General features: G+C 53.3%; 17 protein-coding genes. 11 read left to right on the top strand and 6 right to left on the bottom strand.

The features are described 5' to 3' along the window. The first annotated feature begins 16 nt into the window (after positions 1–16). Positions 17–793 carry an MBL fold metallo-hydrolase gene (locus On2M_RS09165; protein WP_210904697.1) on the top strand — a complete coding sequence of 259 codons (777 nt, stop codon included), beginning with the start codon at positions 17–19 and terminating at the stop codon, positions 791–793. 18 nt (positions 794–811) lie between these two features. After that, the gene (locus On2M_RS09160; protein WP_151218772.1) at positions 812–1,762 is read left to right on the top strand and encodes a helix-turn-helix domain-containing protein; all 951 of its coding nucleotides are present in this window, start codon (positions 812–814) and stop codon (positions 1,760–1,762) included. On the opposite strand, the gene On2M_RS09155 is transcribed toward On2M_RS09160, so the two are convergent. Further along, positions 1,759–2,397 carry a class I SAM-dependent methyltransferase gene (locus On2M_RS09155; RefSeq protein ID WP_210904783.1) on the bottom strand — a complete coding sequence of 213 codons (639 nt, stop codon included), beginning with the start codon at positions 2,395–2,397 and terminating at the stop codon, positions 1,759–1,761. The two genes, On2M_RS09160 and On2M_RS09155, sit on opposite strands and share 4 nt — an antisense overlap. Before the next feature lie 133 nt (positions 2,398–2,530). Between On2M_RS09155 and On2M_RS09150 the strand changes: the two genes are divergently transcribed. The 4 genes from On2M_RS09150 (at position 2,531) to lacA (ending at position 8,761) form a co-directional block, all read left to right on the top strand. Further along, a complete protein-coding gene (locus On2M_RS09150; RefSeq protein ID WP_151224824.1) occupies positions 2,531–3,613 on the top strand; it encodes a LacI family DNA-binding transcriptional regulator in 1,083 nt (360 codons plus the stop codon). 121 nt (positions 3,614–3,734) lie between these two features. Further along, positions 3,735–6,812, top strand: coding sequence for a beta-galactosidase (locus tag On2M_RS09145; protein WP_210904696.1), 3,078 nt, complete (start codon positions 3,735–3,737; stop codon positions 6,810–6,812). 54 nt (positions 6,813–6,866) lie between these two features. Next, positions 6,867–8,120, top strand: a complete 1,254-nt coding sequence (locus On2M_RS09140; RefSeq protein ID WP_187252955.1) for an MFS transporter — start codon at positions 6,867–6,869, stop codon at positions 8,118–8,120. Positions 8,121–8,149: 29 nt separating this feature from the next. After that, positions 8,150–8,761, top strand: coding sequence for a galactoside O-acetyltransferase (gene lacA / locus On2M_RS09135; protein WP_210904695.1), 612 nt, complete (start codon positions 8,150–8,152; stop codon positions 8,759–8,761). 106 nt (positions 8,762–8,867) lie between these two features. Here lacA and prpE read toward each other — a convergent pair whose 3' ends face one another. From prpE to prpB, 4 genes are all read right to left on the bottom strand, one after another. Continuing rightward, on the bottom strand, positions 8,868–10,754 hold the full coding sequence (gene prpE, locus On2M_RS09130; RefSeq protein WP_151218560.1) for a propionate--CoA ligase: 1,887 nt from the start codon (positions 10,752–10,754) through the stop codon (positions 8,868–8,870). Between the two features lie 40 nt (positions 10,755–10,794). Continuing rightward, on the bottom strand, positions 10,795–12,246 hold the full coding sequence (locus tag On2M_RS09125; RefSeq protein WP_210904694.1) for a bifunctional 2-methylcitrate dehydratase/aconitate hydratase: 1,452 nt from the start codon (positions 12,244–12,246) through the stop codon (positions 10,795–10,797). 40 nt (positions 12,247–12,286) lie between these two features. Next, positions 12,287–13,456 carry a 2-methylcitrate synthase gene (gene prpC / locus On2M_RS09120; protein ID WP_210904693.1) on the bottom strand — a complete coding sequence of 390 codons (1,170 nt, stop codon included), beginning with the start codon at positions 13,454–13,456 and terminating at the stop codon, positions 12,287–12,289. A gap of 80 nt (positions 13,457–13,536) precedes the next feature. Then, entirely contained in the window at positions 13,537–14,418 is an 882-nt protein-coding gene (prpB, locus tag On2M_RS09115; RefSeq protein WP_210904692.1) for a methylisocitrate lyase, read from the bottom strand. A 252-nt stretch (positions 14,419–14,670) separates the two neighbouring features. Between prpB and prpR the strand changes: the two genes are divergently transcribed. Then, a complete protein-coding gene (prpR, locus tag On2M_RS09110; RefSeq protein WP_151224820.1) occupies positions 14,671–16,281 on the top strand; it encodes a propionate catabolism operon regulatory protein PrpR in 1,611 nt (536 codons plus the stop codon). A gap of 32 nt (positions 16,282–16,313) precedes the next feature. Here the strand turns inward: prpR and yahO are convergent, their stop codons facing one another. Continuing rightward, positions 16,314–16,589: a DUF1471 family periplasmic protein YahO gene (gene yahO, locus On2M_RS09105; RefSeq protein ID WP_151218555.1), complete on the bottom strand. Its 276-nt coding sequence runs from the start codon at positions 16,587–16,589 to the stop codon at positions 16,314–16,316. Positions 16,590–16,863: 274 nt separating this feature from the next. On the opposite strand from yahO, the gene On2M_RS09100 reads away from it, so the two are divergent. The 4 genes from On2M_RS09100 (at position 16,864) to On2M_RS09085 (ending at position 20,873) form a co-directional block, all read left to right on the top strand. Beyond that, positions 16,864–17,496 carry a LysE family transporter gene (locus On2M_RS09100; protein ID WP_210904691.1) on the top strand — a complete coding sequence of 211 codons (633 nt, stop codon included), beginning with the start codon at positions 16,864–16,866 and terminating at the stop codon, positions 17,494–17,496. A gap of 80 nt (positions 17,497–17,576) precedes the next feature. Further along, complete coding sequence (locus On2M_RS09095) at positions 17,577–18,965, top strand: diguanylate cyclase (protein WP_187252958.1); 1,389 nt, start codon at positions 17,577–17,579, stop codon at positions 18,963–18,965. 119 nt (positions 18,966–19,084) lie between these two features. Then, the gene (locus On2M_RS09090; protein WP_210904690.1) at positions 19,085–20,191 is read left to right on the top strand and encodes a 4Fe-4S binding protein; all 1,107 of its coding nucleotides are present in this window, start codon (positions 19,085–19,087) and stop codon (positions 20,189–20,191) included. Positions 20,192–20,324: 133 nt separating this feature from the next. Further along, a complete protein-coding gene (locus On2M_RS09085) occupies positions 20,325–20,873 on the top strand; it encodes a hypothetical protein (protein ID WP_210904689.1) in 549 nt (182 codons plus the stop codon). The last annotated feature ends 61 nt before the right edge of the window (positions 20,874–20,934 follow it).

Here is a 20,934-nt window from a genome sequence, read left to right as displayed (position 1 = left end):
ACGTGGAGTAAACACCATGAACATTACGCAAATCCGTAACGCTACGCAGCGCATCACCTTTGGCGGTAAAACTTTTCTGGTTGATCCGATGCTGGCGAAGAAAGGGGCTTATCCAGGCTTTGCCGGAACGGCGCGCGCCGAGATCCGCAACCCGACCGTGGAATTGCCTGTCGATATCGACACGCTGCTCAACGTTGATGCGCTGATCGTCACCCATCTGCATGAAGACCACTGGGATGAAGCTGCGGCTCGCATCGTCCCGAAAGATAAACCGATCTATGTGCAAAATGAGCAGGACACACAGGTGTTGCGGGGTCAGGGGTTCACACAACTGACCGTCCTGATGCAGAACACCGTGATCGGCGATATCACCCTGCGTAAAACCGGCGGCCAGCACGGCTCAGATCGCGCCTACGCTATCCCACAAATGGCGGAGCGTCTGGGTGATGCCTGTGGGGTTATATTCCAGCATCCGGCAGAAAAAACGCTGTATCTGGTCGGTGACACCATCTGGCGCGATGAGGTGGAAACTAACATGCGGACATTCCAGCCAGACGTGGTTATTTTGAATGCAGGTTTTGCCCACGTTATCGGGTTTGGCCCAATTATTATGGGCGCGGAAGATGTGCTGAAAACCCACTTCACGCTACCCGAAGCACACATTGTGGCGACCCATATGGAGGCGATTAACCACTGTCTACTGACCCGAGAGGTGCTGAAAGAGTACGCCCGCGACAACCAGATTGCGCAATTCATTAACGTGCCGGAAGATGGCGAAACCCTGACGTTCTAACATCCACAGAGGAATCGTATGCAGCCGCTCAACGTCGCCATTGTTGCCGTGGAAGATTTCAGCCCGTTTCACTTCTCGGTGCCGTGCATTATTTTCAGTGACAAAGTGGCAACGAAAAAGCGTTTCGAGGTGCAACTGTGCGCCGAAAAACCGGGCATCATTTCCTCGCAAGATGGCTTCTCCATTACTGCCGCTTACGGCTATGGAGCGGTAGAGGCCGCCGACATCGTGGTGATCCCCTGGTGGAGCACCACCGCACATCGTCCACCACAAAGCTTGCTGGATGCGCTCAACCGCGCACGACAAAACGGCGCACAGATTGTCGGGCTATGTCTGGGAGCGTTTGTCCTTGGATATGCCGGCCTGCTGGATGGAAAACGGGCGGCTACGCACTGGGAGTTCGAGCAGGATTTTCAGGCGCGCTTCCCGGCGGCCCGTCTGGATATCAACGCCCTGTACGTGGATGACGACGGAATTATTACCTCGGCAGGCACCGCTGCGGCGCTGGATTGCTGTCTGTATGTCATCCGTCAGCGTTTTGGCAGCACGGTGGCGAATCAGATTGCCCGACGGATGATCGTGCCACCGCACCGCGAGGGCGGTCAGGCGCAGTTTATCGAACAACCGGTAGCGAAAAATACCCAGGATCAACGCATCAACGCCTTGCTCGACTATTTGCGCCAGCATCTCCACGAACCGCATAATCTCGACGAGCTGGCACAGCGGGTGATGATGAGTCGCCGCACCCTGACCCGCCACTTTATGAAGGCCACCGGGTCGAGCGTAGCCGACTGGTTGATTACCGAGCGTCTTCGGCGTAGCCAGACGTTGCTGGAATCCAGCCCATTGCCCGTTGAGCGCATCGCCGAACAAGTTGGTTTCCAGTCGCCCGTAACCTGGCGCCAGCATTTTAAATCCCACTTTGGCGTTAGCCCGGCAGAATGGCGTAAAACCTTTCGCGGCGACTAGCTTCTTTTTTGCGCCAACCAGATGGTATGCCCGGCGCAGTGCGGATCTTCCATCACCATCTCGACCACCGTAAAGCCGTGTGCTGACAGCAATGCGCGGTATTCATCCGGCGCGAGGCTGGCGTGAAACAGCGGTTCGCCCTCAAATTCCCCCATCGCAATGCCGTTTTCCGTACCACTGGTAAACATCAGCGCGCTGCCAGGATGGCTGAGCTGGTCAAAAATCGGGAACATCTTTTGCTGATCCTGTTGGGTTAAATGGAAAAAGCTGTCCCATGCGATCAGTCCGTCGAATGTCTCGTTAAGCGCCAGCTCGCGCATATCCTGCTCCAGCCAGCGCTGTGCGGGGAAAGAGTGCCGCGCCCGCGCCAGCATTTCCGGGGAACCATCAACGCCCGTCAGCTGAAAGCCTTGCTGGATAAAATAATCCGCAATCGGCTGACCATTGCCGCAGCCAATATCCACAATGCAGCCCTGCCCGCCCATTACGGTAATGAACTTGTCCAGCCAGCTTTTCTCAAACAAGGCGCGAGAGCGCTGGCTGGCAAAAGCCTCCGCATGGCGTCGGTAGATGGACAGAATATTATTTGCCGCAGAATCGCTCACGATGTCCTCACTTTTTATTCCGTTCAGCATCACGACGATAAATCCTCCAGCACACAATCCGCAACCCTGGAATGCACCTCGCATAACCCATGCGTAAATACCCCAAAACCTTCCCGCTGTGGCATCATAGCGCGCAGATAACGTCATGACAGGGGTGATAAACGTGAAACCGGTAACGCTATACGATGTGGCAGACCATGCAGGTGTCTCTTACCAGACCGTCTCTCGCGTCGTGAATCAGGCCAGCCACGTTTCCGCAAAGACCCGACAGAAAGTTGAGGCCGCGATGGCGGAGCTCAATTACATCCCCAACCGCGTCGCACAGCAGTTGGCAGGTAAACAGACGCCGCTAATTGGCGTCGTGACGGCGAACCTTGCCCTGCATGCCCCCTCGCAAATCGTAGCCGCCATAAAATCCCGCGCCGACCAGTCCGGTGCCAGCGTGGTGATCGCCATGGTCGAGCGTAGCGGCGTTGAGGCATGTAAAGCCGCCGTCCACAACCTGCTTTCTCAACGCGTAACTGGGCTTATCATCAACTATCCGCTGGATGAAGAAGATGCCATTGCCGTGGCCACCGCCTGCGGTACGGTGCCGGTACTGTTTCTCGATGTCTCTGACCAGACACCGATTAACAGCGTGATTTTCTCCCATGACGACGGCGCACGCCTCGGCGTTGAACATCTGGTACAGCATGGACATCAGCGGATTGCCCTGCTGAGCGGGCCGCATACTTCAGTGTCGGCAAGGCTTCGCCATACGGGGTGGCATAAATATCTGGCGCACTACCAGCTAAAACCCGTCGCGGAGCTGGAAGGCGACTGGAGCGCGATGTCCGGTTTTCAGCAAACGCTGCATATGCTTAATGACGGCAACCTCCCCACCGCCATGCTGGTCGCTAATGATCAAATGGCGCTAGGCGCGATGCGTGCAATCAGCGAGTTCGGTCTGCGGGTGGCGGTGGATATCTCGGTGATCGGCTACGATGACACCGAAGACAGCGCCTGCTACATTCCACCGCTGACTACCATCAGGCAGGATTTTCCGTTATTGGGTGAAACCAGCGTCGACAGGCTGCTGCAACTTCCCCGTGGTGAATCAACCGTTGGCAATCAATTACTGCCCGTCACCCTGGTTAAGCGCCAAACAGTTCTGCCACCCGATACACAGACCACCTCGCCCCAGGCGCTGGCCGATTCACTGATCCAGCTTGCGCGGCAAGTTTCTCAGCTCACCCCCAAATTGTGAACGCGTAACAATTGTGTGAGTCAGTTCACTCATTGAACGCCCCATCCTTTACAGTTGGGATCGCTTATCCGTATTTTGATTGAAATTGTGAGCGAATAACAAATTCAAACAGGATACCGTTATGAACCTGAACACAGATTCACTCTCCGCTGTTCTGAAACGTCGCGACTGGGAAAATCCCGGCGTTACGCAGCTCAACCGCCTGGAGGCGCACCCACCGTTCTGTAGCTGGCGTTCAGCAGATGACGCGCGTACTAATCAGCACTCGACTCAGTTACGCTCGCTGAATGGCCAGTGGCAATTTGCCTGGTTTCCCGCGCCAGAGGCAGTGCCGGAAAGCTGGCTGACAAGCGATCTGCCCCAGGCTGACATTATCAACGTCCCCTCTAACTGGCAGATGGACGGCTACGACGCCCCAATTTATACCAATGTCACCTATCCAATTCCGGTTACCCCCCCGTACGTTCCGGCACAGAACCCGACAGGATGTTACTCGCTCACATTCAATATTGACGATGCATGGTTAGATGAGGGTCAGACGCGCATTATTTTTGACGGCGTGAACTCCGCATTTCATTTGTGGTGCAACGGCCGCTGGGTGGGATACGGACAGGACAGCCGCCTGCCATCTGAATTCGATCTTAGCGATTATCTGCTGCACGGCGAAAACCGTCTGGCAGTGATGGTGCTGCGCTGGAGCGACGGGAGCTATCTGGAAGACCAGGATATGTGGCGCATGAGCGGTATTTTTCGCGACGTATCTTTACTACATAAGCCTACAACGCAAATTCGCGACCTGCGCATTAATACCCGTTTTAACGACGACTTCAGCCGCGCTGCGCTGACAGTGGAAGTCAGAGTGGCGGGCAACGCGAGCGAAGATTTACGCGTAGCCCTTCAATTGTGGGAGGGAGAAACGCTCACAGCCGAAACGACTTCTCCACTCGGCAGCGAGATTATTGATGAACGCGGTGCTTATCATGACCGGGTTACCCTGCGTCTGAACGTCGAACACCCGGCGCTGTGGAGTGCCGAAACACCCAATCTGTACCGTGCCGTTGTGCAGTTACGCACCGCGGACGGAGCGCTGATTGAAGCGGAAGCCTGTGACGTCGGCTTTCGTCAGGTTTGCATTGAAAACGGACTGCTGTTACTCAATGGTAAGCCACTGTTGATTCGCGGCACCAACCGTCATGAGCACCATCCGGTCAATGGTCAGGTGATGGACGAAGCAACGATGGTGCAGGATATTCTGTTGATGAAGCAGAACAACTTTAACGCCGTGCGCTGCTCGCATTACCCGAACCATCCGTTATGGTACACGCTGTGCGATCGCTACGGGCTGTACGTGGTGGACGAAGCCAACATTGAAACCCATGGCATGGTGCCGATGAATCGCCTCACCGACGATCCCGCGTGGTTGCCAGCCATGAGCCAGCGCGTTACGCGCATGGTACAGCGCGATCGCAACCATCCGAGCATTATCATCTGGTCTCTGGGCAATGAATCCGGTCATGGGGTCAATCACGACGCGCTCTACCGCTGGATAAAATCAGAAGACCCGTCACGCCCGGTACAATATGAAGGCGGCGGCGCAAATACTACGGCGACTGACATCATTTGCCCGATGTATGCCCGCGTCGATCAGGATCAGCCCTTCCCCGCCGTACCCAAATGGTCGATTAAAAAGTGGCTGTCGATGCCCGGCGAGCAACGTCCACTGATCCTTTGCGAATACGCCCACGCCATGGGCAACAGTTTTGGCGGCTTCGCCAAATACTGGCAAGCGTTCCGTCAATATCCGCGCCTGCAAGGCGGCTTTGTCTGGGACTGGGTGGATCAGTCGCTGATTAAATATGATGAAAACGGCAAGGCATGGTCCGCCTACGGTGGTGATTTTGGCGACACACCTAACGATCGTCAGTTTTGCATGAACGGACTGGTGTTCGCCGATCGCACCCCACACCCGGCGTTATATGAGGCCAAACATGAACAGCAGTTTTTCCAGTTCACGTTACTGCCGGGCGCTGAACGCCAGATTGAAGTGACCAGCGAATATCTGTTCCGCCGCAGCGATAACGAAGTTCTGCACTGGTCGATCGCCCAGGATGGCAACCCGCTAGCCGCCGGAGAAATCGTTCTGGATATCGCTCCACAGGGTCGCCAGGTGATTACCCTGCCAGATGTCCCGATGCCGAAAACCGCAGGTCAGGTGTGGCTGACGGTACGCGTAGAACAACCTCAGGCAACTGCGTGGTCAGACGCCGGGCACATCAGCGCCTGGCAGCAATGGAAGCTTCAAGAGAAACTCAGCCTGCCGCAACTGCCAACTGCCCACATCGCGCCACAGCTTAACGCTAGCGAAAACGTCTTTACTGTTGAGAGCGGCAACAAGCGCTGGCAATTCGACCGTCAGTCTGGCCTGCTGGCACAGTACTGGATTGGCGATACAGCCCAACTGTTAACTCCGCTAACCGACCAGTTCATCCGTGCCCCACTGGACAACGACATCGGCGTGAGCGAGTCAACCCGCATCGACCCTAACGCCTGGGTCGAACGCTGGAAGTCTGCCGGTCATTATCAGGTCGAGGCAACGTTACTGCACTGTGCAGCCGACACGCTGAGCAATGCGGTTCTGATTACCACCGAACATGCGTGGCAGTATCAAGGTGAAACGCTGTTCATCAGCCGAAAAAGCTACCGTATTGACGGCAAGGGTGAAATGCAGATAACGGTGGATGTCAACGTCGCCAGCGACACGCCGCATCCGGCCCGTATCGGTCTGAGCTGCCAGTTGACGCAGGTCGCTGAGCGGGTGAACTGGTTAGGTCTTGGCCCGCATGAGAACTACCCGGACAGGCTGAGCGCCGCCTGTTTCGACCGTTGGGATTTATCGCTCGATGAAATGTACACGCCGTATGTTTTTCCAAGTGAAAATGGTCTGCGCTGCGGCACGCGAGAACTGCACTACGGCGCGCACCAGTGGCGCGGAGACTTCCTGTTCAACATCAGCCGCTTTAGCCAGCAGCAATTGATGGAAACCAGCCACCGCCATCTGCTGCAACCGGAAGCGGGTAGCTGGCTCAATATTGATGGCTTCCATATGGGCGTCGGTGGCGATGATTCGTGGAGTCCTTCGGTATCACCAGAATTTCTACTGAGCGCAGGGCGTTACCACTACCAGGTTATCTGGGGTTAAACATAATAAAGGGTAGGTCGCAACCTGCCCTTATTTTGCCTAAGGAAGTCCATTATGTATTATTTAAAGAACACGAACTTTTGGATGTTTGGCTTTTTTTTCTTCTTTTATTTTTTCATTATGGGTGCATATTTCCCCTTCTTCCCTATCTGGTTACACGATGTAAACCACATCAGTAAAGGGGATACGGGAATTATTTTCGCCTGTATTTCGCTATTTTCATTATTGTTCCAGCCGGTTTTTGGGCTGCTTTCCGATAAGCTTGGTCTGCGTAAACACCTGCTGTGGGTGATTACCGGAATGCTGGTGATGTTTGCCCCGTTCTTTATTTACGTCTTTGGCCCGTTGTTACAGGTTAATATTTTACTGGGGTCGATTGTCGGTGGGATTTACCTTGGTTTTATTTACAATGCCGGTGCCCCGGCGATTGAAGCCTATATTGAAAAGGCCAGCCGCCGAAGCAACTTTGAATTTGGTCGCGCGCGTATGTTCGGTTGCGTGGGCTGGGCGCTGTGCGCCTCGATTGCCGGAATTATGTTCACCATCAACAACCAGTTTGTCTTCTGGTTAGGTTCTGGCTGCGCGGTGATCCTGGCATTGCTGCTGCTCTTTTCAAAAACCGATGCGCCCTCTTCTGCAAAAGTCGCGGATGCGGTAGGCGCCAACAACTCGGCATTCAGCCTGAAGCTGGCGCTGGAGTTATTCAAACAGCCGAAGCTCTGGTTCCTCTCTCTGTACGTGGTCGGCGTGTCCTGTACTTATGACGTGTTTGACCAGCAGTTCGCCAACTTCTTTACCTCGTTCTTTGCCACCGGCGAACAAGGCACCCGAGTGTTTGGCTACGTCACGACCATGGGGGAATTACTCAATGCCTCAATCATGTTCTTTGCGCCGCTGATTGTGAATCGCATCGGCGGTAAGAACGCTCTGCTGCTGGCGGGGATGATTATGTCGGTGCGGATCATCGGCTCCTCCTTTGCCACCTCTGCGCTGGAGGTCGTTATTCTCAAAACGTTGCATATGTTTGAGATACCGTTCCTGATCGTCGGTTGCTTCAAATACATCACCAGTCAGTTTGAAGTGCGTTTCTCGGCGACGATTTATCTGGTGTGTTTCTGCTTCTTCAAGCAGTTAGCCATGATTTTCATGTCAGTCCTGGCTGGAAAAATGTATGAGAGTATTGGTTTCCAGGGGGCTTATCTGGTACTGGGAATAATTGCGCTGAGCTTCACCCTGATTTCCGTCTTTACCCTTAGCGGGCCCGGGCCATTTTCCCGCGTTTTCACTCAAACAAGCAAACAAGTCTGAAGACGAATGACAATAAAGGAATAGCTGCGATGAGCATGTCTATGAGAGACAGAATAAAAGCAGGCAGATTGTATACCGATATGTGCGAAGGGCTGCCGGAAGAGAGATTGCGCGGAAAAGAGTTGATGTATGAATTTAACCACACGCGTCCATCGGAGATTAAAAAGAGGGAAAAACTGATTCGTGAAATGTTTGCCACCGTGGGAGAGAATGCGTGGATCGAGCCCCCGATTTATTTCTCTTACGGCAGCAATATTCACATTGGCAAAAACTTCTACGCCAATTTTAACTTTACCATTGTGGATGATTACACGGTCAGCATTGGCGATAACGTATTAATTGCGCCAAACGTCACCATCTCAGTAACAAGTCACCCTGTTCATCATGAATTAAGGCAATCCGGAGAGATGTTTTCCTTTCCGGTCACCATCGGCAATAACGTATGGATTGGCAGTAATGTGGTCATTAATCCAGGCATAACGATTGGCGATAATTCCGTGATTGGCGCGGGGAGCGTCGTCACAAAAGACATTCCGGCAAATGTCGTGGCCGTGGGGGTTCCTTGTCGGGTTATCCGCGAGATAAATGACAGAGATAAGCAATATTATTATAAAAACTATAAATTAGAACATGCTCTTTGATACCGGGCATAAGAGCCGAATGGTGCCGCATTGCGACTCATCCGGCTACCAGTTGTGCCGTTTGTAGGCCCGGTGAGCTTCGCGCCACCGGGCCTGGTCAAAACAGCTATTCCTCGATAGCCTGACGGATTTGCTGCAACGACGCGGGATCGTCAATGGTCGTCAGATCGCCAGGATCGCGGCCTTCGCAGATCGCCTGGATCGTCCGTCTGAGCATTTTACCGGAACGTGTTTTCGGCAGTTGCGATACAAACCAGACGTGCGCCGGGCGGCCAAAATTGCCAATCTGGCTGTCCACCAGCGCCATAATCGCCTTCTCTTCGGAATGCGCGATGTCGCTGTCTTCCAGGCTGTCGCCCTGTTTTGGAATGACAAACGCCACCGCCACCTGCCCTTTAAGCGCATCCTTCACGCCGACCACCGCCACTTCCGCAACGTTCGGATAGCTGGAAATACTCTCCTCGATCTCTCGCGTACCGAGTCGGTGTCCAGCCACATTTATTACGTCATCCGTACGTCCCAGAATGAAGTAATAGCCATCGGCGTCGCGAATGCCCCAGTCAAAGGTGGCGTACACCTGGCGAGAAAACAGCGACCAGTAGGTATTCACAAACCGCGCGTCATCGCCCCAGATGGTCTGGATACAGCCCGGCGGCAGCGGGCCTTCAATCACCAACATGCCCTTTTCGTTCGCCGCACAGGGTTCACCAGTGACTTCATTGAGCAGTTGTACGTTGTAGCCGTACATCGGCACCCCGGGACTGCCCAGACGCGACGGCCTGTCGTCCAGCCCGCGGGCAATCGCCATAATTGGCCAGCCGGATTCGGTCTGCCAGTAGTTGTCGATAACCGGGACACCCAGCGTTTCTGTTACCCAACTGGCAGTTGGTTCGTCCAGCGGTTCCCCGGCCAGATACAGCACCTCCAGCGAGGAGAGATCGTGATTGCGGATTTGCGCGGTCGGGAATTTCTTCAGCACGCGGATAGCTGTCGGGGCCGAGAACATCCTACTAACCTGATACTTCTCAACAATTTTCCACCACACGCCGCAGTCCGGGTACGTTGGCAGCCCTTCATAAACTACCGTCGCCATTCCCGCCAGCAGCGGGGCATACACGATATAGGAATGTCCAACTACCCAACCGATATCCGACGCGCAAAAGAACACGCCGCCCGCTTTACCACCGAAAATGGTATCCATCGAGGTCGCCAGCGCCACCGCGTAACCGCCAACATCGCGTTGCACGCCTTTCGGTTTACCGGTTGTCCCGGAGGTATAGAGAATGCAGGAGGTTTCGTTCGATTCCAGCCAGGTCACCGGCACCCGCGCCCCGAGATGCTGTTGATGCAGGCTAGCAAAGTCGAGGTCACGCCCCTCGACCCGCGCCATTTTCGCCAGACCACGATCGACCAGCACCACATGACGCGGCTGGTGATGCGCCTGTGCGATCGCATCATCAAGCAGCTTTTTATACGGCAGGATCTTGCCCCCACGCGCCCCGGCATCCGCCGAGACGATAACCACCGGCCGGGCGTCGTCGATGCGCGCTGCCACGCTGTGTGAAGCAAACCCACCGAACACTACCGAATGAATTGCCCCAATGCGCGCGCAGGCCAGCAGCGTAATGTGCGCCTCGGCGATCATCGGCATATACACCAGCACCCGATCGCCACGCTGTACGCCCAGCGACAGCAGCATTGCCGCCGCGACGTTCACTTCGTCATACAGCTGACGAAAGGTAAACGTGCGCTCTTCTTCGGTTTCGGATGACACCGCAATCAGCGCCAGCGCCTCGGGCTGTTTCTCCAGCCAACGGTCGATGGCGTTATGGCACAGATTGGTCATGCCGCCGCAAAACCAGCGGGCAAACGGCGGGTTGCTGTGATCCAGTACCTGCGTATACGGCTGCTGCCAGTCAATACGCTGGGCCTGCTCGGCCCAGAACGACTCCGGTTGTGTTATAGAACGTTGATAAAACTCGCTATAAGACATAATGCTCTCCTGTTGAACTTACGCCTTGCTGCACGCTGGTTTAAATAATGAAGAGATCCATATACTCATTGACCGGCATCTGCTCCAGGCGAGTTCTGTCCAGGGAGACATCCAGGATGCGCTGCTGCTGTCGGGTCGGGAACTGACGCGCCAGGTTGATTTTGAACTTCTCGACCAGCTTCGGCATGCCGTCAGTACGACGACGCGCGTGGCCGATTGGGTACTCCACCACCACTTCTTCAAAGCGTGAACCGTCGGTGAACTCCAGAGTGATGGCGTTGGCGATGGCGCGTTTTTCCGGATCGTGGTAATCAGCGGTAAAAGCCGGATCTTCGAAGCAGTTGATCTTCTCGCGCAGGGCATCAATGCGTTTGTCCTGCGCCACGCCATCTTCGTAATCTGCCGCCGTTAAGCGCCCGAACAGCAGCGGAATGGCAACCATATACTGGATACAGTGATCCCTGTCCGCCGGATTATTCAGCGGGCCTTTTTTGTCGATGATGCGGATACAGGCTTCATGCGTGCGAATAGTGACTTTTTCGATATCCGCCGCCGTTTTACCTGCGGCCTGTAGCTGCTCGTACAACGTCATTGCCGCTTCTACCGCGGTCTGCGAGTGGAACTCTGCCGGGAAGGAGATTTTAAACAGCACGTTTTCCATCACATAAGAGCCGTACGGGCGCTGGAAGCGGAACGATTCGCCTTTGAAAGAGACATCGTAAAAGCCCCAGGTTTTCGCCGTCAGCGCGGACGGATACCCCATCTCACCGGTTTTCGCCATCAATGCCAGACGTACCGCGCGTGAGGTCGCATCGCCTGCTGCCCAGGATTTACGCGTACCGGTATTTGGCGCATGGCGATAAGTACGCAGCGACTGCCCGTCGACCCACGCCAGCGACACGGCGTTGAGAATTTCATCCCGGTTCAGCCCGAGCATCTCAGCGACCACCGCCGTGGAGGCCACTTTTACCAGCAGGACGTGATCGAGACCAACGCGATTAAACGAGTTTTCCAGCGCGATACAGCCCTGAATCTCATGAGCTTTGATCATGCCGGTCAGCACTTTTTTCATGGTCAACGGCGCTTTCCCCACCGCCACCGCATTGCGTGACAGCCAGTCAGCCGTGGCCAAAATACCGCCGAGGTTATCGGAAGGATGACCCCACTCAGCGGCAAGCCAGGTATCGTTAAAATCCAGCCAGCGGATCATCGCGCCGATGTTAAACGCCGCCTGCACCGGGTCGAGCTGGAACTGGGTGCCAGGTACGCGTACGCCGTTCGGCACCACTGTACCTGGGACGACCGGTCCCAGCAGTTTTTTACAGGCCGGATATTCCAGCGCTTCCAGGCCGCAGCCTAATGTATCAAGCAGGCAATAATGCGCGGTGTCATACGCCACCTTCGAGGTGATCTCGTAGTTCATGACGTAATCAACGATATCAACGATTTCACGGTCAAATTCCGGGCGGACGTTCGAAATATGTGCGGACATAGGGTACATTTCCTGTTTTTTATCTTTAGAGGTTTTTGAATTAGCAACGTTTTTCAATCGGGACAAATTCGCGATCTTCCGGGCCGGTGTAATTGGCGGAAGGACGGATAATTTTGTTGTCCTGACGCTGTTCGATGATGTGCGCCGCCCAGCCGGTGACGCGGGCGATGACAAACAGCGGGGTGAACATTTCAGTGGGGACGCCCATCATGTTGTAGGAGACCGCCGAGAACCAGTCGAGGTTGGGGAACATCTTTTTCGTTTCCCACATCACGTCTTCCAGACGGTCGGCAATGTTGTACATTTTCAGCGAACCGCCTTCCTGAGAAAGCTGTTTCGCCACGCGCTTGATCACCTGATGGCGCGGGTCAGCGATGGTGTAAACCGGATGACCAAAACCAATCACCACTTCTTTGTTTTCCACGCGTTTACGGATATCCGCTTCGGCTTCGTCCGGCGTTTCGTAGCGCTGTTGGATCTCCAGCGACACTTCATTCGCTCCGCCGTGTTTCGGACCACGCAGTGCGCCAATCGCGCCGATAATCGCGGAATACATATCGGAGCCGGTCCCGGCAATCACGCGGCTGGTAAAGGTGGAGGCGTTAAATTCGTGCTCGGCGTACAGCACCAGCGAAATATGCATCGCTTTTTCCCAGCTTCGCGACGGCTTTTCGCCATGCAGCAGGTGCAAGAAGTGACCGCCAATAGAATCATCGTCAGTTTCTGGCTGAATACGCTCGCCGTTATGGCTGTAGTGATACCAGTACAAAAGGATTGAACTGAGCGACGCCAGTAGCTTGTCGGCGATATCGCGCGCACCGGAGACGGTATGACCTTCTTTTTCCGGCAGCGTACAGCCCTGCGCGGAGACGCCGGTGCGCATCACATCCATCGGATGCGAGGCGGCAGGCAGCGCTTCCAGCACGGTGCGCACGTTAGCCGGCAGTCCGCGCAGCGCTTTGAGTTTGCTTTTATAGGCGGTGAGTTCATCGCGGGTGGGTAATTTCCCGTGGATCAGCAGATGTGCGACTTCTTCAAATTCGCACTGCTGCGCCAGGTCGAGAATATCGTAACCGCGATAGTGCAGGTCGTTACCGCTTTTGCCTACGGTACACAGCGCGGTATTTCCGGCGGCAACGCCTGACAGCGCAACCGATTTTTTAGGTTTAATGACATGGGTACTATTTTGCAGGATCGTTGTGTCGCTCATGTTGTCCTCGTCATTTTTATAATATGTAGGGTACAAATTTATTGCCGGATGGCGGCTGTGCCTTATCCGGCCTACGACGGTTACTTTTTGCTATACAACGCGTCGAGTTTCTCTTCGAACTGGTAGTAATTGATGCTTTCGTACAGTTCGTTGCGCGTCTGCATAATGTCGATCACGCTCTTCTGCGTTCCTTCCTGGCGCAGCACGTTGTAAACCTTTTCCGCAGCGCGGTTCATGGCGCGAAAGGCCGATAACGGATACAACACCATCGCAACGTTCGCGCTACGCAATTCATCGGTGGTGAACAGCGGCGTAGCACCAAATTCGGTAATGTTGGCGAGGATCGGCACCTGCACCGCGTCGGCAAACTGGCGGTACATCGCAAGCTCGGTGATGGCTTCCGGAAACAGCATGTCCGCGCCGGCTTCGACGTACGCCTGGGCACGATCGATGGCCGCCTCTAACCCTTCCACTGCCAACGCATCGGTCCGCGCCATGATGACAAAGTTGGGGTCGGTACGTGCATCCACCGCAGCGCGGATCCTGTCGACCATCTCTTCTTTAGAGACGATCGCTTTGTTCGGGCGATGGCCGCAGCGCTTGGCGCCGATCTGATCTTCAATATGCAGCGCGGCAGCCCCAGCTTTGGAAATCGACTTCACGGTACGCGCCACATTGAACGCTGACGATCCAAACCCGATATCCGCATCCACCAGCAAGGGCAGCGGACAAACATCAGTAATGCGACGAATATCGGTCAGCACATCATCAAGGGTAGAAATACCGAGATCCGGCAGCCCTAACGACCCTGCCGCCACACCGCCGCCGGAAAGATAAATCGCCTGATACCCGGCGCGTTGGGCCAGCAGAGCGTGATTGGCGTTGATGGTGCCAACGATTTGTAATGGATTTTCTTTAGTGAGCGCAGCGCGAAACGCCAGCCCTGGGGAGTGTTGAGACATATCCCGTCCTCTTGTTATCAACTTGTTAGCATTCGTTGATTTACCTAAAGCAAGGGATATGCCAAAGACCTTAATTTTTAATTAATTTATATATTCACCTTCAAAAACAATAGATTAAAATAAATTCCTGTATCTTTGTTGTACAAAAGCGTGTCAGCTATCGTTTCATGAAACCGACCTTAACGTTTCATTGCAACATTTATGAAACACGACTAAACCCATTATTCGGTTCCTTACTTTTTTGGGTTGGTTATGGCTGATAGGCATCTTCCGCCGCGGGTGAACGACGACAAACCGGTTATCTGGACGGTTTCTGTCACCCGTCTGTTCGAACTGTTTCGCGACATCAGCCTGGAGTTCGACCACCTGGCAACCATCACCCCTATTCAGTTGGGTTTTGAAAAAGCGGTGACGTATATCCGAAAGAAGCTGGCCACCGAGCGTTGCGATGCCATCATTGCGGCAGGCTCCAACGGGGCGTATCTGAAAAGCCGTCTATCGATCCCGGTTATTCTGATTAAACCCAGCGGGTTTGACGTGCTACAGGCGCTGGCAAAAGCAGGTAAGCTCACCTCGTCGATTGGTGTCATTACCTATCAGGAAACTATCCCTGCGCTTCTCGCCTTTCAAAAGACCTTCAATTTGCAACTTGAACAGCGCAGCTATATCACCGAAGAAGATGCTCGTGGACAAATCAACGAACTAAAGGCCAGCGGTACACAAGCGGTAGTCGGCGCGGGGTTGATTACTGACCTGGCTGAAGAAGCAGGCATGACCGGCATCTTTATCTATTCGGCGGCCACCGTGCGCCAGGCCTTTGTTGATGCACTCGATATGACGCGTCTGACGCTGCACAGAAACGGTCAGTACGCGTCCGGCGATACGCTACGTACCCGCTATGCGCTGGGGGATATGCGCGGCCACTCTGCGCAAATGGAACAGGTGCGGCACACTATTATGCTTTACGCCCGCTCCCGCGCCCCGGTGCTGATTCAGGGCGAAACCGGCACCGGTAAAGAGCTGGCGGCGCAGGCCATTCATCGTGAGTTTTTCACCCGTCAGGAGAATCGGCGCGGTAAACCTTCGCCGCCGTTTGTCGCCGTCAACTGCGGGGCCATCACCGAATCACTACTGGAAGCGGAACTGTTCGGCTATGAGGATGGCGCCTTTACCGGCTCCCGTCGGGGAGGACGCGCGGGCCTGTTTGAAATCGCCCACGGCGGAACGCTGTTTCTTGATGAGATAGGCGAAATGCCGCTGCCGTTACAAACCCGGCTGCTGCGCGTGTTGGAAGAAAAAGAGGTTACCCGGGTCGGGGGACATCAGCCGATTCCGGTCGATGTACGGGTGATCAGCGCCACGCACTGCAACCTGGAGCAGGAGATGAAACAGGGTGAGTTTCGCACCGATCTGTTTTATCGCCTGAGCATATTACGCCTCACGCTGCCGCCGCTACGCGAGCGCTTACCCGATATCCTGCCGTTGGCGGAAGGTTTTTTAAAACAGTCGCTGGCGGATCTGGACGTGCCGTTTTCTGAGTCTGTGCGCAAGGGGCTGAGTCTGAGTCAGCCGACGTTACTGAATTATGGCTGGCCGGGAAATATCCGCGAACTGCGTAATATGATGGAGCGCCTTGCGTTGTTCTTAAGCGTCGAGCCACAGCCGGAACTAAACATACAATTTTTGCAGCAGCTGTTACCGGAACTGGCCGCTGCGGCTGACACGCCACAGGTATCCTCAGCGCTAACGCCGCAGCAGGTACTGGCGCAATTTAATGGTGATAAAACTGCGGCCGCGCGATATCTCGGGGTAAGCCGAACCACATTCTGGCGTAGATTAAAAGAAAACCCGCCAGCACAATGACCGACGGGAGTCGTGATTTTTACAGCAGCGTATTATTTTTTCTTGTAGATATTGGCTGTGCCATGGATTTTATTATCCGTTTGACCGGAAGTTAATACCACAACATCGGCACCTTTCTGTTCGGCTTTCTTCAGCAGTTCTTCTTTGGCATCTGCGACAGAAACTTCATTACTCGTTGAGATATCACCGATTTTTGTGTACTGCGACTCAACCTTTTCAAACTCAAGTTTTGTCATAAATTCTGCGGCATATGCGTTGGTCACGACAAAAGCTAATGCACCAATAAGTACTTTAATTCCAGTTTTCATAGACGAGCTCCAGGTTTTGTTATGATGCCATCATCCATCCCTGAACATGAGATAACGCGATTCAAGGATGATTAATAACTAGTCCAAACTGGATAAAAAATCCACACTCAGCAGAAATATATAGAAATTTTGTGGCGCAGATAAAACTGCGCCATCGAGTATCAGCACATCAACTTGTTCAAAGTTTCAATAGCCAGTGTGAGTTGATCCTCAGAACAGCCCGCTCGCTGAAATTATAGTGTTAACTTTATGAATATTTGAGGAATGGTTGTCTATGGAACCGCTACATGCCGTCGTGCTCACCGTCAGCCTGTTTGTTTTAACCTTTTTTAATCCCGGCGCGAACCTGTTTGTGGTGGTGCAAACCAGCCTGGCGTCAGGGCGGCGTGCGGGGGTGATGACCGGTATGGGTGTGGCCCTGGGCGATGCATTCTACTCCGGCCTTGGGCTGTTTGGCATGGCGACGCTTATCACCCAGTGTGAAGAGATTTTTTCGTTGATAAAGATTGTTGGCGGAGCCTATCTACTATGGTTTGCCTGGAATAGCATTCGCCATCAGGCGACACCGCAAATGCCAACGTTACAGCAGCCGCTTTCCGCCCCGTGGTATGTGTTTTTCCGCCGTGGGTTATTAACGGATTTATCTAATCCGCAAACCGTACTGTTTTTTATTAGTATCTTCTCGGTCACCTTAAGCGCAGACACGCCAACGTGGGCCAGGCTGATGGCCTGGGCTGGTATTGTGTTGTCTTCCATTATCTGGCGTATTTTTCTCAGCCAGGCATTTTCGTTACCCGCTGTACGCCGTGCATATGGCCGAATCCAACGCGTTGCCAGTCGGGTGATTGGCGCAATTATTGGTATCTTCGCGCTCAGGCTTATTTATGAAGGTATTAGCCATCGATAAGAGAGTTTAACTTGACCATCGTGAGGTAATTGTCCGTAATACCGCCTGAATTTTTTAATCGTATTTTGAGTGGTTGTGAGATGGAACAAGTTGATCCGGTAAACGACACATTACTCCTTACAGAATGGCAGGCGCTGTTACGTCAAACATCTCCAGAAGTTCATTCGCTCCTGATGTCATTAAGCGATGAGGAGATTCGTCATTTAGTAACCGTTTTTTATGACTATATGCTCTCCCACGCGGAGAGCGCATTGTTCCTCAATACAGAGCAGGTCAGCACCCGCCTCAGCGGCAGCATGTTTGACTGGCTGCGCAGTGTCCTTGGTAGCGCGCATGAAGATCTCTCACAACTCCTGGCCAAACAGCGCAAAATTGGCGTGGTGCATGCCCGTATTGGTCTGCCCATCGATCTGGTGAACCGCGGCGCGCGTAAACTGAAAGATGAATTGTATCGGGTCCTGAAAAACAAAGCGCATGACTCATCCGCCCTGCTGAGCGATGCCATCTGTTTCAGCAGCCTGGCAATGGACACGGCGCTGGAGGCCATGACGGTCTCCTATTCCCCCAGTTTTCAAAACTCAATGCATACGCAGGAGCAGTACCGCCTGCAGACTATTTACGATGACGTTAACGTCGAGCGCGAGCGGCAAATCCGTTCATTTACCGACTGGGAAAACCAGTTTATCTATAACATCGCCACCGGAATGCCTTTCGGTGAGATGGTGCTTCTGGCGAATTCTGATTTCGGTATGTGGTTCTCACACAAGGGAAAACACATTCTCGGCAGCAGCAATTTGTTGAAAAAGATGGAGTCACTGATTACAGAGATCGACAGCCGTCTGACAACCACCCTGTCGCATCAGCATCAGCCGACAGAATCTGAGCGGATGAGCTTATTGCAGGATATTCGCCAGCTATCGGCACAAATCCATTTCCTGCTCGCCTCAATGTTTGACGCGCTGGTTAAGCAGGAAAATGGTAAGGACTCACTGACTCAGTTGCTTAACCGGCGTTTTATTCCAACGATTATGCGCCGTGAGATTTCGCTGGCGTTGCATACGCGTAAGCCTTTTACCCTGGCAATGCTGGATATTGACTACTTTAAGCAAATCAACGACAGCTACGGACATAACACCGGCGATCAGACGCTCAAAAACGTTGCAGCGATCATATATGATCATATCCGCAGCAGCGATTACGTATTCCGCTACGGTGGCGAAGAATTTATGATTCTGCTCGTCGAGTCTGACAAATCGCAGGCCAGTATTATTCTGGAAACACTGCGCATGAAGATTGCCGAGATGCGCATGACAACCTCAGCAACAGAGTCATTTTCTATTACCGTCAGTATTGGTATTGCCGAATATGACTATCATCCCGACTATAAACAGTTGGTTGATAAAGCCGATCGTGCACTATATCTGGCAAAAAGTAATGGCCGCGACCGCGTTGAGGTTTACCATGAATGACCGTTATCATTCGCTTAATAAGATGCAAATCAAATACATCATATCTAAGTCGCGTTAGCATATCCCTGAGCTAACCCCGCTGAATGTAAGTGGGAAAATATGAGGGAATGTAGAAGACCATGAACGGGAAGAAGAGAATGCGCTGGCAGCGCCGTCCAGGCACTAGCGGGGGCAAACTGCCGTGGAATGACTGGCGCAACGCCAGCAGCTGGCGAAAAGCCACCCAGTTTCTGCTGCTGGCTATCAATATTTATATAGGTGTAACGTTCTGGTACTGGGTTCGCTATTTTGAAACCGCCGGTAACAGCGTCTATATATCAAGACCCGGCGGTATTGAGGGATGGCTGCCGATAGCGGGCTTGATGAATATCCGTTACACGCTGGAGACTGGTTTTCTTCCGCCCATCCATGCCGCCTCTATGCTGCTGTTAGTTGCGTTTATCCTGATTAGCCTGTTGTTAAAAAAAGCTTTTTGTTCGTGGTTGTGCCCAGTGGGCACGCTTTCCGAATTGCTCGGGAATCTGGGAAAAAAAGTATTTGGTCGTCAATTCACGCTACCGCGCTGGCTGGATATCCCGCTGCTCAGCCTGAAGTATCTGCTGCTGAGTTTCTTCCTGTATATCGCCCTGTCGATGCCTGCTCAGGGGATCCAATATTTTCTGACGTCGGCCTATGGCATCATTATCGATGTGAAGATGCTCGATTTCTTTCGCCATATTGGCTCCGCCACGCTCATCTTCGTAGGAGGTATCAGCGTCCTGAGCCTGTTTATTCGCAACGCCTGGTGTCGTTATCTGTGCCCTTATGGCGCGCTGCTTGGTCTGTTTTCGCTGCTCTCGCCGTTTAAAATCCGCCGCAACGCTGACAGTTGCATCGACTGCGGGAAATGCGCGAAAAACTGCCCGTCGAATATCCCGGTCGACAAGCTGATTCAGGTGCGTACCGTAGAATGCACGGGATGCATGACCTGTGTTGAATCCTGCCCGGTGGCCTCGACACTGACCATGTCACTGAAAACACCACCTGGCGCGCAATCAGGGCACAGTGCAGCGTCTAAACCATGGTGGCGACAAGGTAGGTTATCAGGGTGGACAATGACGCTACTGCTGCTCGGTATTCTGTTTGCCGCCGTAGGCTATGCGATGTATGCCAATGTCTGGCAGACGCCGGTGCCGGATCATATGTATTTCCAGTTGATCCCGAAGGCCAAAATGATCGGCCATTAATTCTTTACCGTATGCTCAAAAACCCTGCCAATTCTGGCAGGGTTTGCCGCCTGATACGCCATTTTAAGACTTTTGAACTTGTCCCCCCGCCTCCCCGTTTATACAACCTTAAATATCGCCCGTAATAGCTGTTATGGGTGACCGGGACCACAATAATGAACGGGATAACATCATGACTAAAATAAAACTGGCGCTGCTATTACCTCTGTTTCTGGCGGGTTGTACGATGAGCGACGGAGAATTAAGAAATGCTTATACTCAGCATTATCAGCAACCCGCCGCGTATGTCGATATCTATAAGCAGAAAATAGCCGGGATGGATATTAATGCGCTGGCGCAATATGCCGCCGCAGAAGATAAGAAAAAAATGCGTGGGCAGCCAAGACTAAAGATCGACGAATTCATTACCATTGAGAACGTGCAGGCAAAAGGAAATCGAGTGGTCTACGATTACTCGCTGTCCGAGAGCTGGCTGGCGCTGTCTGCAGATAAACAGCGCGAGAAGCAAAGCAATATGAATAAAGACCTTATCTACCGTACCTGCTCGCTGGAAACGGTACGTCTGGCGCAGGCGAAAGGGTTGGAAGAAGAACATAACTATTACAGCCAGTACCCAGATAAAGTCGCCTTTACTCTGAGAACCAGCGCGCAGATTTGTATGCAAAACGGTTTTACGCAATAACCGCGCCACCCAGCCGGATGGCGCTTCGCTTATCCGGCCTGGATAAGTGTGCCCCCCTTAG

The organism is Citrobacter sp. On2M (assembly GCF_018035235.1).
GTDB classification, from domain to species: domain Bacteria; phylum Pseudomonadota; class Gammaproteobacteria; order Enterobacterales; family Enterobacteriaceae; genus Citrobacter; species Citrobacter meridianamericanus.
This window is presented reverse-complemented; position numbering and strand designations above follow the sequence as displayed.